The organism is Streptomyces sp. NPDC053560 (genome assembly GCF_044544605.1).
Classification (GTDB): domain Bacteria; phylum Actinomycetota; class Actinomycetes; order Streptomycetales; family Streptomycetaceae; genus Streptomyces.
The window spans coordinates 1-13,830 of sequence record NZ_JBITXI010000006.1; the positions used below are offsets into that span (position 1 = coordinate 1).

Annotated in this window: 11 protein-coding genes; 6 read left to right on the forward strand and 5 right to left on the reverse strand. The window is 70.3% G+C overall.

Annotation, left to right across the window (positions count from 1 at the left end; all coding sequences use genetic code 11):
* Positions 1-166 precede the first annotated feature (166 nt).
* From ACIGQF_RS15420 to ACIGQF_RS15430, 3 genes are all read right to left on the reverse strand, one after another.
* The gene (locus ACIGQF_RS15420; RefSeq protein ID WP_399710170.1) at positions 167-418 is read right to left on the reverse strand and encodes a YbdD/YjiX family protein; all 252 of its coding nucleotides are present in this window, start codon (positions 416-418) and stop codon (positions 167-169) included.
* Positions 419-538: 120 nt separating this feature from the next.
* The gene (locus ACIGQF_RS15425; RefSeq protein WP_399710172.1) at positions 539-2,737 is read right to left on the reverse strand and encodes a carbon starvation CstA family protein; all 2,199 of its coding nucleotides are present in this window, start codon (positions 2,735-2,737) and stop codon (positions 539-541) included.
* A gap of 168 nt (positions 2,738-2,905) precedes the next feature.
* Positions 2,906-3,667, reverse strand: coding sequence for a GntR family transcriptional regulator (locus ACIGQF_RS15430; RefSeq protein ID WP_361564102.1), 762 nt, complete (start codon positions 3,665-3,667; stop codon positions 2,906-2,908).
* A 242-nt stretch (positions 3,668-3,909) separates the two neighbouring features.
* On the opposite strand from ACIGQF_RS15430, the gene ACIGQF_RS15435 reads away from it, so the two are divergent.
* The 6 genes from ACIGQF_RS15435 (at position 3,910) to ACIGQF_RS15460 (ending at position 11,973) form a co-directional block, all read left to right on the forward strand.
* On the forward strand, positions 3,910-5,163 hold the full coding sequence (locus ACIGQF_RS15435) for an extracellular solute-binding protein (protein WP_399710174.1): 1,254 nt from the start codon (positions 3,910-3,912) through the stop codon (positions 5,161-5,163).
* Between the two features lie 75 nt (positions 5,164-5,238).
* Positions 5,239-6,225 (forward strand): carbohydrate ABC transporter permease, encoded by a 987-nt coding sequence (locus ACIGQF_RS15440; protein ID WP_399710176.1) that lies wholly within the window; start codon positions 5,239-5,241, stop codon positions 6,223-6,225.
* Positions 6,222-7,052 carry a carbohydrate ABC transporter permease gene (locus ACIGQF_RS15445; RefSeq protein ID WP_399710178.1) on the forward strand — a complete coding sequence of 277 codons (831 nt, stop codon included), beginning with the start codon at positions 6,222-6,224 and terminating at the stop codon, positions 7,050-7,052. The genes ACIGQF_RS15440 and ACIGQF_RS15445 overlap by 4 nt, the downstream gene beginning before the upstream one ends.
* A 217-nt stretch (positions 7,053-7,269) precedes the next feature.
* Positions 7,270-8,865, forward strand: a complete 1,596-nt coding sequence (locus ACIGQF_RS15450; RefSeq protein WP_399710180.1) for a glycoside hydrolase family 3 protein — start codon at positions 7,270-7,272, stop codon at positions 8,863-8,865.
* A gap of 50 nt (positions 8,866-8,915) precedes the next feature.
* Positions 8,916-9,986: an SIS domain-containing protein gene (locus ACIGQF_RS15455; protein WP_399710182.1), complete on the forward strand. Its 1,071-nt coding sequence runs from the start codon at positions 8,916-8,918 to the stop codon at positions 9,984-9,986.
* 517 nt (positions 9,987-10,503) lie between these two features.
* Entirely contained in the window at positions 10,504-11,973 is a 1,470-nt protein-coding gene (locus tag ACIGQF_RS15460; RefSeq protein ID WP_399710184.1) for a sensor histidine kinase, read from the forward strand.
* Between the two features lie 273 nt (positions 11,974-12,246).
* Here the strand turns inward: ACIGQF_RS15460 and ACIGQF_RS15465 are convergent, their stop codons facing one another.
* The gene (locus tag ACIGQF_RS15465; RefSeq protein ID WP_003983230.1) at positions 12,247-12,504 is read right to left on the reverse strand and encodes a WhiB family transcriptional regulator; all 258 of its coding nucleotides are present in this window, start codon (positions 12,502-12,504) and stop codon (positions 12,247-12,249) included.
* 318 nt (positions 12,505-12,822) lie between these two features.
* Positions 12,823-13,806: a diacylglycerol/lipid kinase family protein gene (locus tag ACIGQF_RS15470; protein WP_399710187.1), complete on the reverse strand. Its 984-nt coding sequence runs from the start codon at positions 13,804-13,806 to the stop codon at positions 12,823-12,825.
* Positions 13,807-13,830: the final 24 nt, after the last annotated feature.

A 13,830-nucleotide genomic window follows, 5' to 3' on the forward strand; every position in this document is an offset into this window, starting at 1 on the left:
GGCCGGGGGGGGGGGGGGGGGCGGGGGGGGGGGGGGGGGGGGGGGGGGGGCCGCGGGGGGGGGGGGGGGCGCGGGCGCTGGGGGGGGCCTCCCCCCCCCGCCCCCTCCCCACCCCCACCTCCTCCACTCACCCCTCCACCCTCCCCCTCCGCCCCCGGCACCCCCCTCAGCAGCAGCGGAAGCCCGAGCGGGGGTCTCCCTCCTGGGAGTCCGTGCGGTGGCGCTCGAACTCACGGCGCGTGGGCACCGGCGCATCCGGGGCGTGCCGGCGGAGATGTCCGACGTACCGTTCGTACGCCGACTCGCCGGTCAACTCCCGTACGTACCACCGGATGCCACGGCCCCATCGCGCCACCAAGGCCGCCCACCGCACCCCGCCCCGCGAGCCCGAGCCCTGCCGCGCCTCGGTCGCCCCCATCGTCCGCCTCCTAAGCCGTCGCCCAGTCACTCCTGTCGTTCCTGCCCCCTCCGGCCCCCGCCGCCGTTCCCCGACCCGGCCCCAGGACCTCACCCGGCCCTTGGGCCCGGCCCCAGAACCTCACCCGAACCCTGGCCCCGACCCGGTCCCCGGACCCGACCCGACGCCCGCTCCGCCCCCATCCCCATCCCTGGCCCCCGCTGCCGCCAGGAGTTCGGCCTTTTCCTCTCGTGTGGTGATCAGGCCGGCGGGGGCCACGATGCGGGAGGCGACGTACGGGGCCTCGTGCAGCGGGGCCGCGTCCGGAGTGCGGAGGTGGCGTATGCACATCCGGGCCGCGTCGGCGATGACGATCACGATCAGCAGGGCCAGCACCGCCGACAGCACGCCGTCCACCGTGGAGTTGGTGACGACCGTGTGCATGTCGTCCATCGACTTCGCGGGCGGCAGCACCTTCCCCGCGTCGATCGCGTCCTGGTAGATGGCGCGCTGCGTGAAGAAGCCGACCTTCGGGTCGCCGGAGAACACCTTCTGCCAGCTCGCGGTCAGGGTGACCACCGCGTCCCAGGCCAGCGGTATGCCCGTGATCCAGGCCCATTTCACCCGGCCGGACTTCACCAGCAGCGTCGTGCACACCGCCAGCGCGACCGCCGCCAGCAGCTGGTTGGAGATACCGAAGATCGGGAAGAGCTGGTTGATGCCGCCCAGCGGCTCGTGGACGCCCACCCACAGGAAGTAGCCCCACAGACCGACCACCGCCGCGCTGCTCAGCAGCAGCCCCGGCTTCCAGCTGATGTCGCGGAACGGTTTGTAGGCGTTGCCCAGCATGTCCTGGAGCATGAACCGGCCGACCCGGGTGCCCGCGTCCAGCGCCGTCAGGATGAACAGCGCCTCGAACATGATCGCGAAGTGGTACCAGAACGCCTTCATCCCGGCGCCGCCCACCACCTGGGAGAAGATCTCGGATACGCCGACCGCGAGCGTGGGCGCTCCGCCCGTCCGGGACAGCAGCGTCTGTTCCTCCACGGCCTTGGCCGCTGCGGCCAGCTGGTCCGGGGAGATCGCGTAGCCGAACTGGGCGACCGCCTGGGAGGCGGACTGGACCGTGTCGCCGATGACGCCGGCCGGTGCGTTCATCGCGAAGTACAGGCCGGGGTCGATGATGGAGGCGGCCACCAGCGCCATCACCGCGACGAACGACTCCATGAGCATCGAGCCGTACCCGATCATCCGAATCTGGGTCTCCTTCTGCACCATCTTCGGTGTGGTGCCCGAGGAGATCAGGGCGTGGAATCCGGACAGGGCGCCGCAGGCGATGGTGATGAAGGCGAAGGGGAAGAGGGAACCGGCGAAGACCGGGCCGTCACCGCGGCTCGCGAAGTCCGTCACCGCGTCCATCTTCAGCGTCGGCAGGGCGATCACCACGCCCAGCGCCAGCAGGCCGATGGTGCCGATCTTCATGAAGGTGGAGAGGTAGTCGCGGGGCGCGAGCAGGGTCCAGACGGGGAGCACGGAGGCGATGAAGCCGTACGCCACCAGCCAGATCACCAGGGTCTTCGGCTGGAGGGTGAAGGTGTCGGCCCACGAGGACTCCGCGACCCAGCGGCCGCCCACGAGGGCGAGGAGCAGCAGGGCGATGCCGATCAGGGAGACCTCGGTGATCCGGCCGGGGCGCAGGAAGCGCAGGTAGACGCCCATGAGGAGGGCGATGGGGATCGTCATGCCGATGGAGAACGTGCCCCAGGGGGAGGCGGCCAGCGCGTTGACGATCACCAGGGCCAGCACGCCCAGCAGGATGATCATGATGGCGAAGGCGGCGAGCAGTGCCGCGGCGCCGCCGAAGGGGCCGATCTCCTCGCGTGCCATCTGGCCCAGCGACTTCCCGTCCCGCCGGGTGGAGAAGAAGAGGACCACCATGTCCTGCACGGCGCCGGCGAAGACCACTCCGACGATGATCCAGATCGTGCCGGGGAGGTAGCCCATCTGCGCGGCGAGCACCGGCCCGACCAGCGGTCCGGCGCCCGCGATGGCCGCGAAGTGGTGGCCGAGCAGGACGCGGCGGTCGGTGGGGTGGAAGTCGATGCCGTTGTTCAGCCGCTCGGCCGGGGTCGCGCGGGTCTTGTCGACCCGCAGGACGCGCGTGGCGATGAAGCGGGAGTAGAAGCGGTAGGCGATGGCGTACGTGCCGAGCGCGGCGGCGACCATCCAGGCCGCCGACACCTCCTCGCCGCGGCTCAGTGCGAGAAGGGTCCAGCCGGCCGCGCCGATCAGCGCAACGGCTGTCCAGATGACGATCGTTCGGGGTGATGTCGTACGCACTGGCCGTCCTTCCGTCCCGACGGTGACGGAAGGACCGTAGGGCAGGGCGTGTGACGTGCGCTACACCCTGTGGAAAACCCGGGTGACGGGGATACGCGGTTCCGTTTCGCCCGCCGAATCCCCCGCCCCCGCGGGCCGTGACCGTGAGCGCTGCCCCGGCCCGTACCTCTAGTCGGTGGGCCGCTGGAGCCGGGCGACGAACTTGTACCGGTCGCCGCGGTAGACCGAGCGCACCCACTCCACCGGGCTGCCGTCGTGGTCCAGGGAGTGCCGGGACAACAGCAGCATCGGCAGGCCGACGTCCGTGCCCAGCAGCCCGGCCTCGCGCGGGGTGGCGAGCGAGGTCTCGATGGTCTCCTCGGCCTCCGCCGGGCGGACGTCGTAGACCTCGGCGAGCGCGGTGTAGAGGGAGGTGTACTTGACCAGGTTGCGGCGGAGCGCGGGGAAGCGCTTGGCCGACAGGTGGGTGGTCTCGATGGCCATCGGTTCGCCGCTGGCCAGCCGCAGCCGTTCGATGCGCAGCACCCGGCCGCCGGCCGCTATGTCCAGCAGCCCGGCCAGCCGGTCGTCGGCGGTGACGTACCCGATGTCCAGGAGCTGCGAGGTGGGCTCCAGGCCCTGGGCCCGCATGTCCTCGGTGTAGGAGGTCAGTTGCAGGGCCTGGGAGACCTTGGGCTTGGCGACGAAGGTGCCCTTGCCCTGGATGCGCTCCAGCCGCCCTTCGACGACCAGTTCCTGCAGGGCCTGCCGTACGGTCGTCCGCGAGGTGTCGAACTCCGCGGCGAGGGTGCGCTCGGGCGGTACCGGCGTGCCCGGCGGCAGGGTCTCGGTGATCTCCAGCAAGTGCCGCTTGAGCCGGTAGTACTTGGGCACCCGGGCGGTACGCGCGGCTCCGCCGCCGGACTCCGCTCCGGCCCCGTCGGTCTCCATGCCCCGCCCTTCCGACTCCACTCGTGCTGTCGTCACCGGCTCCTCCGTACGTAGCGGCTCACATGGTGGCACGGGTGGGGTGCCGCTGCTCCCTCGCAGGTCCGCGCCTGCCGGATGTCGGTCCGGTAACGGAGCCGACTGCGACTCTTATACACCTCTTGACACCCCTAAAGGTCTAGGCCAAGCTGCGAGCACTGGTCTAAACCATTAAAGACCACACCCAGCCATTAGGGGAGTGTGCTGTGAAGCGTGGGCTGATCGCGGCGACAGCTGTCGCGGGAATGCTGGTAAGTGTCGCGGCCTGCGGGTCCGGCGAGTCGGCGGGGGTGGACGACAAGACGCTCACCGTATGGGCCATGGACGGCTCCACGCCGGCCGGGTGGACCAAGGACGTCAAGGCGGCCTTCGAGAAGAAGACCGGCGCGAAGCTGAAGATCGAGATCCAGAAGTGGAACGGTATTCAGCAGAAGATCACCACCGCGCTGTCCGAGGAGAACCCGCCGGACGTCATCGAGGTCGGCAACACCCAGACCGCCGCCTACGCCAAGACCCAGGGCCTCGCGGAACTGGACGACCTGAAGAAGGACATCGGCGCCGACTGGACGCCGTCCATCAACAAGTCGGCCGTCTACCAGGGCAAGCAGTACGCGGCCCCCTGGTTCGTGGCCAACCGCGTCGTGATCTACAACAAGAAGGTCTGGGCCGACGCCAGCATCGAAGGCACCCCGAAGACCCGCACCGAGTTCTTCAAGGACCTCGCGCAGATCGAGAAGAAGACCGACGCCGAGCCGATCTACCTGCCCGGCCAGAACTGGTACTTCTTCGACGGCCTGACCATCGGCACCAAGGCCGACCTGGTGAAGAAGCAGGGCGGCAAGTGGGTCTCCAACCTGGCCGACCCCAAGGTCGCCAAGGCCATGGACATCTACAAGCAGTACCAGTCCTTCAGCAAGGCCCCCAAGGACAAGGACGAGGCCACCCCGCAGCAGGGCGAGGTCTTCGCCAAGGGCAAGACCGGCGCGTTCATCGGCATGGGCTGGGAATCCGCCATCGCGATCAAGGCCAACCCGAAGATCGAGAAGGACATCGGCTACTTCACCATCCCCGGTGAGACCGCCGACAAGCCCGAGGGCGTCTTCCTCGGCGGCTCCAACCTCGCCGTCGCCGCCGGCAGCCAGAAGCAGGACCTGGCCAAGGAGTTCCTGAAGATCGCGCTCTCCGACAAGTTCGAGGGACAGCTCGCCAAGGAAGGCGGCGTCATCCCCAACAAGGAGTCGCTGCAGACCGCGCTGAAGGGCAACCTCGCGGGCGAGGCGGCGGCCCCCGCCGTCGAGGGCGGCGGCACCACCCCGCTGATCCCCGAATGGGGCGCGGTGGAGAACCCGCCCAACCCCATCAGGACGTACATGACCGCCGTCCTCAACGGCAAGAGCCCCGAGGCCGCCGCGCAGCAGGTCGAGGGCGAGTTCAACAAGCGGCTCAGCCAGCAGCAGTAAGCACCGACACCTGCCGGGCGCGCACCGCGCCCCGGCAGGTGTACCGCCGGGGAGGGCGCGAACGAGATGGCAGCCATGTCAGTACAGAGCAGACGGACCGGGGAACCGCCCGGCACCGTCCGCAAGGAGAAGGCCGGCGGCCCGTCCCGGCCGCCGCGGCGGAGCCACGCGTGGGCGGCCGGCCGCGCGCCGTACCTCCTGCTGCTCCCCGCCCTCGCCGTCACCGTGGTCCTCCTCGGCTATCCGATGATCACCAACGGTGTGCTGTCCTTCCAGAACCTCAACATGGGACAGCTCATCCAGCACGTCACGGAGTGGAACGGCGTCGACAACTACCGCCAGATCCTCGGCAACGCCGAATTCTGGCGGGTCACCGTACGCTCCCTCCTCTTCACCGCGGCCAACGTCGCTCTCATCATGGTCGTCGGCACCCTGGTCGGACTGCTCCTCGCCCGGCTCGGCACCCGGATGCGGTTCACGCTCCTCTTCGGCCTCGTCCTCGCCTGGGCCATGCCGCCCATCGCCGCCACCACCGTCTACCAGTGGCTCTTCGCGCAGCGCTTCGGCGTCGTCAACTGGGTGCTGGACAAGCTCGGCTGGCACTCCATGGCGGACTTCAACTGGACCGGCAGCCAGTTCTCCACGTTCTTCGTCATCATCGTGCTGATCGTCTGGCAGTCCGTGCCGTTCGTCGCGATCAACCTCTACGCCGCGACCACGACGATCCCCAAGGAGCTCTACGAAGCGGCCGCCCTCGACGGCGCCGGTACCTGGAAGAGCTTCACCTCGGTCACCCTGCCCTTCATCAGGCCGTTCCTCTACGCGACGACGTTCCTCGAAGTCATCTGGGTCTTCAAGGCCTTCACCCAGGTCTTCGCCATCAACGAGGGCGGCCCCGACCGGCTCACCGAGATCCTCCCCGTCTACGCCTTCATCGAGGGCATGGGCAACCAGCACTACGGCATGGGCGCGGCGATCTCCCTGCTGACCATCGTCGTCCTGCTCGCGCTCACCTCGTACTACCTCCGCATCGTGCTCCGACAAGAGGAGGACGAGCGATGAAGCGCACCCTCTTCGGCCGCATCTGGCCCAACGCCACGGCCCTGTTCCTGACCGCCGGCTTCGTCTTCCCCGTCTACTGGATGTTCAGTACGGCGCTGAAGCCCACCGGCGACATCATCAGCGAGGACCCCGTGTGGTTCCCGCTCACCCCGACCCTCGAACACTTCCGGACCGCCGTCACCGCGCCGCACTTCTGGACGTACGTCGGCAACTCCGTCACCGTGACCGTCCTCGCCGTCGGCATGTCCCTCGTCATCGCCCTGCTCGCGTCGTTCGCGATCGCCCGGATGCGCTTCAAGGGACGCCGCGGCGTCATCGTCACCTTCATGATCGCCCAGATGGCCCCCTGGGAGGTCATGGTGATCGCGATCTACATGATCGTCCGGGACGCCGCCCTGCTGAACAGCCTGGTCCCGCTCACCGTCTTCTACATGGTGATGGTGCTGCCCTTCACGATCCTCACGCTCCGCGGCTACATCGCGGCCGTCCCCAAGGAACTGGAGGAGTCCGCCATGGTCGACGGGTGCTCCCGTCCCCAGGCCTTCGTGAAGATCATCCTGCCGCTGCTCGCGCCCGGACTGATGGCGACCTCGCTCTTCGGCTTCATCACCGCCTGGAACGAGTTCCCCCTCGTCCTCATCCTCAACAAGCAGACCGAAGCGCAGACCCTTCCCCTCTGGCTCTCCGGCTTCCAGACGAACTTCGGCGACGACTGGGGTGCCACCATGGCCGCCGCCTCCCTCTTCGCCCTCCCCATCCTGATCCTCTTCCTCTTCCTCCAGCGCAAGGCGGTCGGCGGACTGACCGCCGGCGCGGTGAAGGGGTGAGGGCAACGAACCCGCCGTACCGCGGCACACCGGCGAAGGCGGCCCTCCCGGGGACGCCGTCGTCGGCGTGGTGCGGCCCGATACCGCCCGCTTCCGGCGGGCGCCCGCCCGGATGCGGTCTGATGAAGGCCGCCCCCGGCCCCGTACGGACCGCTCCCGGCCGTACCGCCGCCCGCCCGCCTGCTCGCCCCAGCGCAGTGAAGGGACACGCCGCTCCATGACGACGCTCGCCCGCTCCGCCGACACCCTCACCCGCGACGCGCTGGCCGTCCTCCAGCCCGGCTTCACCGGAACCGACGCGCCCGACTGGCTGCTGCGCCGCCTCGGCGAGGGCCTGACCTCCGTCGGCCTGTTCGGACGCAACGTCCACAGCCCCGAACAGCTCGCCGCCCTCAACACCCGCCTCCGCGCCGAGACCGACGGCATCCTCATCGCCATCGACGAAGAAGGCGGCGACGTCACCCGCCTCGAAGTGCACGGCGGATCCTCCTTCCCCGGCAACCTCGCCCTCGGCGCCGTCGACGACCCCGGCCTCACACAGGCCGTCGCCCGCGAACTCGGCCGCCGTCTCGCCGACTGCGGCGTCAACCTCAACTGGGCCCCCAGCGCCGACGTCAACTCCAACCCCGGCAACCCCGTCATCGGCGTACGGTCCTTCGGCTCCGACCCCGGCCTCGTCGCCCGGCACACCGCCGCCTATGTCCGGGGCATGCAGTCCGCCGGCGTCGCCGCCTGCACCAAGCACTTCCCCGGCCACGGCGACACCGCCGTCGACTCGCACCACGACATGCCCCGCATCGACGCCGGCCTCGACACCCTGCAGGCCCGCGAACTCGTCCCCTTCAAGGCCGCCGTGGACGCCGGCACGAAGGCCGTCATGAGCGCCCACATCCTCGTACCGGCCCTCGACGACGACCTGCCCGCCACCCTCAGCCCGGCCGCCCTGCACGGCCTGCTGCGCGCCCCCGTCGCATCCGGAGGCCTCGGCTTCGACGGCCTGATCGTCACCGACGCCGTCGAGATGCAGGCCATCGCCGCCACTTACGGCATCGAACGCGGCAGCGTGCTCGCCGTCGCCGCGGGCGCCGACGCCATCTGCGTCGGCGGCGGCCTCGCCGACGAGCACACCGTCCTCCGCCTCCGCGACGCGCTCGTCGACGCCGTGCGCTCCGGCGCACTCCCCGAAGAGCGCCTCGCCGACGCCGCCGCCCGCGTCCGCGCCCTGTCGCAGTGGACACGGGACACCGCCCAGTGGATCCGGACCACGGCGGAGACCGCGGCAGCGCCGTACCGGGCGGCCGCGGCAACGGCGTCCGGCACCACGGCCGACCCCGAGGTCGGGCTGCGCGCCGCCCGCCGGGCACTCCGGCTCACGGCGGGCAGCACCCCGTACGAGCCGCTGCGTACCCCGGCGTACGTCGCGGCCTTCACGCCCGTCGCCAACATCGCCGTGGGCGACGAGACCCCCTGGGGCGTGGCCGCCGAACTCGCGCGGCTGCTCCCGGGGACCGACACCGGCTCCTTCAGCGCGGTGCAGGCCGCCGAGACCGGTACGCCCGCAATGATCTCAAATGTGCTCCGCGAGGCGGCGGATCGTAGGATCGTCGCAGTGGTACGCGACGTTCACCGGCACCCCTGGATGGCCGACGCCCTCGCCGCTCTCATCGCCGCGCGGCCCGACACCGTCGTGGTCGAGATGGGAGTCCCGCAGGCGCCGCCCACGGGAGCGCTGCACATCGCGACTCACGGTGCCGCCCGCGTCTGCGGACGGGCCGCCGCGGAGGTCATCACCGGCGACGACGCCGGCCGCTGACGCCCGCGGGCACACGAACCGCATAGAACTGCCACCTGGAGGCACCCAGCATGTCCGCCACGACGCCGGCCCAGCACAGCGAGCAGCCGGGCCGGATCATGTCCGGTGAGATGGCCGAACAGCCCGCCGTGCTGCGCCGCATCCTCACCGAGGGTGCTCCCAAGATCCGTGAGGTCGCCGAGCGGATCGCCGCGCGCAACCCGCGCTTCGTCCTGCTCACCGCCCGCGGCACCTCCGACAACGCGGCGCTGTACGCCAAGTACCTGCTCGAAGTGCAGCTCGGCAAGCCCTGCGGCCTCACCTCCATGTCCACCACCACCGCCTACGGCGCCCAGCCCGACCTCACCGACTGCCTGGTCATCACCGTCAGCCAGTCCGGCGGCTCGCCCGACCTGGTCGCCTCCACCGAGGCAGCGCGCGCCGCCGGGGCCATCACCCTCGCGGTGACCAACAACGCCGGCTCCCCGCTCGCCGAGGTCAGCGAGTTCCACATCGACGTGCTCGCCGGGCCGGAGAAGGCCCTGCCGGCCACGAAGACGTACACCGCCGAGCTGCTGGCGCTGTACCTCTTCGTCGAGGGGCTGCGCGGCGGTGACGGCGCGGCCGCCAAGGCCCTGCCCGACCTGGCCGAGTCCGTCCTGGCCCGCCAGGAGGAGGTCAAGGCGCTCGCCGCCCGCTACCGCTTCGCGGAGCGGATGGTCCTCACCTCCCGCGGTTACGGCTACCCGACCGCGAAGGAAGCCGCGCTGAAGCTGATGGAGACCAGCTACATCCCGGCGCTGTCCTACTCCGGCGCCGACCTGCTGCACGGCCCGCTGGCCATGGTCGACAACATCTCGCCGGTCATCGCGATCGTCACCGAGGGCAAGGGCGGCGAGGCCCTCCAGCCGGTGCTGGAGCGGCTGCGCGGCCGCGGCGCCGACCTGGTCGTCGTCGGCAGCCGGGCGGAGGTCGACAAGGCAGCGGCGGGCTTCGCGCTGCCCACCGACGGCGTCGCCGAGGAGGTCCAGCCGATCCTGGAGATCCTGCCGCTGCAGATGCTCGCGTACGAGGTGACCATCGCCCGCGGCCAGGACCCGGACGCGCCCCGCTCCCTCGCCAAGGTCACCGAGACCCGCTGACCGGGGGAGGGGCGGGCCCCAGCCTCCCCGGCAGTCCACGCCGGCCCCGTCCGGCCGGCGCCCCTCCCTCACTCGTGTGCGCGGCCCCCGCTCCTCCGGGAGCGGGGGCCGCGCCGTTTTCCCCCGGAAGCAGCCACGCGATCACTCGCACGGGGGAGCGGCCGGGGGCCGGGAACAGGGGGAGGGGCCGGGCGACGACCCGAGAAAAGAGCCCTGAAAACACCCGCGGGCCGCGGCGCCGGGACAGGACCCTCAACCTGTCCGGCACCGCAGCCCGGAGCTGACATCGGCCGGCGCACGCCGTGAGGTGTGCGGTTCCTCGCGGCGCCCGGTCCGGCCGATCGGAGGCCGCGGCGCAGTCAGGGCAGAGAGCGCCTCGGTCCTCTATCCGCCTTCCTGTGCGGGGAAGGCGGAGGCCTTTACCGATTCATTGTGGACTAGACCAGGCTCATCAGTCCATGCCTGTGCACGGTCAACGCTTACACCGTACGCCGGTAGGCTCGCATACGTGCCCTCCATGAACGATCTCGTCCGCCAGCACACCGCTCTGAGCGACTCCGACCTCGAGTGGCTCCACACGCTGGTGTCCGAATGGCAGCTGCTCTCCGACCTGTCCTTCGCCGACCTCGTCCTGTGGGTCCCCACCCTGGACGGCACCCGGTACGTCTCGGTCGCGCAGATGCGTCCGAACACCGGGCCCACCTCGTACCAGGACGACATGGTCGGCCATCTGGTGCCGCGCGGGCGCCGCCCCATGCTCGACTCCGCGCTGGACGAGGGCCGCATCGTGCGCGAGGGCGACCCCGAGTGGCGCGAGGAGGTTCCGGTACGGGTGGAGTCCATCCCCGTGCGCCGCGAGGGCCGGGTGCTGGGCGTCATCGCGCGGAACACCAACCTGCTGACCGTACGGACCCCCAGCCGGCTGGAGCTCACCTACCTGCAGAGCGCGTCCGACCTGGCGCAGATGATCGCCGCAGGATCGTTTCCCTTCCCGGGTCAGCAGGTCGACATGGATGCCTCGCCGCGGGCCGGCGACGGGCTCATCCGGCTCGACGCCGACGGCGTCGTCCAGTACGCCAGCCCGAACGCGCTCTCCGCGTACCACCGCCTCGGGCTCGCCGCCGACCTCGTGGGCCACCACCTCGGCCGGGCCACCGCCGAACTGGCGCCCGCCCGCGGCCCCGTCGACGAGGCACTGGTGAAGCTCGCCAGCGGCTGGGCACCGCGCGAATTCGAGGTGGAGGGGAACGACGGCGTCATTCAACTGCGCGCCATCCCGCTCAAACCGAAGGGCACGCACATCGGTTCACTCGTGCTGCTGCGCGACGTCACCGAATTGCGACGCCGAGAGCGCGAATTGATGACGAAGGACGCGACCATCCGGGAAATCCACCACCGGGTGAAGAACAACTTGCAGACCGTGGCCGCCCTCTTGCGGCTGCAGGCCCGGCGGATGGATTCGCCCCAGGGACGCGAGGCACTCAACGAGGCGGTCCGCAGGGTCGGTTCGATCGCCATCGTCCACGAGACGCTGTCCCAGACGCTGGACGAGCGGGTGGAGTTCGACGAGATCGCCGACCGGGTGCTGGCCATGGTCGCGGAGATCTCGCCGGGGAAGGTCACGGGACGGCGCACCGGCCGCTTCGGGATCCTGGACGCCGAGGTCGCGACGCCGCTGTCGATGGTGCTCACCGAGGTCCTGCAGAACGCCCTGGAGCACGCCTTCGCGCCGGGGGAGCTGGGCACGGTCGAGGTGGGCGCGGTACGCGGCGGCAGCCCCGCCGAGCCGCGGCTGCGGGTCACCGTCCAGGACGACGGCCGCGGGCTGCCCGAGGGCTTCGACCCGCAGCGCGCGGGCAACCTCGGCCTCCAGATCGTGCGGACGCTGGTCGAGGGCGAGATGGGCGGCACGTTCGACATGCTGCCGGCGCCCGGGCGCGGCACCCAGGTGGTGCTGGACCTGCCGGTCGGGGCCGAGAAGCACTGAGGCGCGCGGGCGGGGGCCGACCGGGCCGGCGCTCGGACGGCGCCGGCCGGCGCGTTCACTCCGTACGCACCTCCGCGCGCTCCCGGCGTGCGTCGGCCGTATGGGTACGGGTGCGTGGCCCCGGCCCCGGCCCCGAACAGCAGTAGGCCCCGGACCGAGTTCCGGTCCGGGGCTCAAAGCTCACATTGCTGTGGGGTACCGCCCATGCCCATCAGGCTGGGGGCGCATCGGGGGTACTGCGCGCTGCGGCTCGGATGCCACGGGGCGTCTGGTTCAGGCGCTGGCGTTGCGCGCCCGGTTACGAGCCGCACGGCGCTTCATTGCGCGGCGCTCGTCCTCGCTCAGACCACCCCAGACGCCGGAGTCCTGACCGGACTCGAGCGCCCACTGCAGGCACTGCTCCATGACGGGGCAGCGGCGGCAGACGGCCTTGGCTTCCTCGATCTGCAGCAGCGCAGGACCGGTGTTGCCGATGGGGAAGAAGAGCTCGGGGTCTTCCTCGCGGCAAACGGCGCGGTGACGCCAGTCCATGGCTGCTCCATCTCCTCGTATTACGGGAAAGTTGCTTGTGAATGTGAACGCTTTCACGAATCCCTCCGCAAGGGAAGGGCCGAACGCCCGCAAGGGGCTGGTGCGGTCCTGGAAAAGAGGAGGGGATTCGGGCTCTCAAGGGGGCCGGTAGAGCGGCCGTCCCGATCGCCATGAAGAGACTCGCAAACCTCGGCGACGGATACAACCCCTTCCGGAAACTTTTTTTTGATTCCTTGGTGTCGCCTAGGTCACAGCCGTACTTCTAGGGGGTGGAAGTCAGCCTAAACGTTCGACTGAAAGGACTTTAGGCCCTACTGCTCACACAATCACACGCAGTGCACGGCGTACGCCTGTGAACGTCACGCTGGAACGCAGTCCCAGGTGGTCGCCGTCCATCTGAAAGGGCAGTGGAACCTGTGAATGCAAGGTGAAGTCCGTCTGATCATGAAGCGATACGGCGTGCTTTCCCTGCGGCCCGCGATCCGGGGTTGACGCCAGCAGCTGGGTGGCGTACCGCGCGACCGCGGGCGTGGACAATCTGGTCAGCGCGAAGACGTCCAGAGCGGTGTCGAAGGACGCCGCCGGCGCCGGGTACACGGGGCGACTGCCCAGGTAGGTCCAGGGTGCGGTGTTGCAGATTATGGAGAGGACGAGATCTTCGATCACCTCCGTCGTGCCTGGTTCGGCGCCCGGGTGCTCCAGCGTGATCGTGCCGTGCCGGCGATGCGGGTCGCCCATGAACTGGCGCATGACCTGCCGCACGTACAGCGCATGCGTCGAACGCTTGCCGCGTTCGCGCTGTTGTTCGACTCGGCCCACGACACCGGCGTCGAAGCCGAATCCCGCGCAGAAGGTGAACCAGCGCTCGGGAATCATTTCGTCCTGGGTGTCCGCCGTGCCGGCGGCCAAACCCAGTCCCACCGTCCGTTCGCTTCCGTCCCGCAACGCGTCCAGCAGGGCGCCGGTGGCCTCCACGGCGTCGTTCGGCAGGCCGAGGGCGCGGGCGAAGACGTTGGTGGAGCCGCCGGGGACCACGGCGAGCCGCGGCAGTCCCTCCGGATCGGGGCCGTGCGTCAGCAGACCGTTGACGACCTCGTTGACCGTGCCGTCGCCGCCGAGCGCGACCACCAGCTCCGTCTCGCCGCTCTCCGCGGCCCGGCGGGCCAGGTCGCGCGCGTGACCGCGGTACTCGGTCTGCGCGACCTCCAGCTTCAGGTCGCTGGCCAGCGCGTGGGCCAGTACGTCACGGGTGCGCGCGCTGGTGGTGGTTGCCGCGGGGTTGACCACAAGGAGTGCACGCATGGGATGCAGGGTACCTACCTGCTG

Excerpts from the sequence above, each read along its gene's own strand:
- ACIGQF_RS15420 (WP_399710170.1), bottom strand. The coding sequence starts at position 418 with ATGGGGGCGACCGAGGCGCGGCAGGGCTCGGGCTCGCGGGGCGGGGTG.
- ACIGQF_RS15430 (WP_361564102.1), bottom strand. The coding sequence starts at position 3,667 with ATGGAGACCGACGGGGCCGGAGCGGAGTCCGGCGGCGGAGCCGCGCGT.
- ACIGQF_RS15440 (WP_399710176.1), top strand. The coding sequence starts at position 5,239 with ATGTCAGTACAGAGCAGACGGACCGGGGAACCGCCCGGCACCGTCCGC.
- ACIGQF_RS15445 (WP_399710178.1), top strand. The coding sequence starts at position 6,222 with ATGAAGCGCACCCTCTTCGGCCGCATCTGGCCCAACGCCACGGCCCTG.
- ACIGQF_RS15450 (WP_399710180.1), top strand. The coding sequence starts at position 7,270 with ATGACGACGCTCGCCCGCTCCGCCGACACCCTCACCCGCGACGCGCTG.
- ACIGQF_RS15455 (WP_399710182.1), top strand. The coding sequence starts at position 8,916 with ATGTCCGCCACGACGCCGGCCCAGCACAGCGAGCAGCCGGGCCGGATC.
- ACIGQF_RS15460 (WP_399710184.1), top strand. The coding sequence starts at position 10,504 with ATGAACGATCTCGTCCGCCAGCACACCGCTCTGAGCGACTCCGACCTC.
- ACIGQF_RS15465 (WP_003983230.1), bottom strand. The coding sequence starts at position 12,504 with ATGGACTGGCGTCACCGCGCCGTTTGCCGCGAGGAAGACCCCGAGCTC.
- ACIGQF_RS15470 (WP_399710187.1), bottom strand. The coding sequence starts at position 13,806 with ATGCGTGCACTCCTTGTGGTCAACCCCGCGGCAACCACCACCAGCGCG.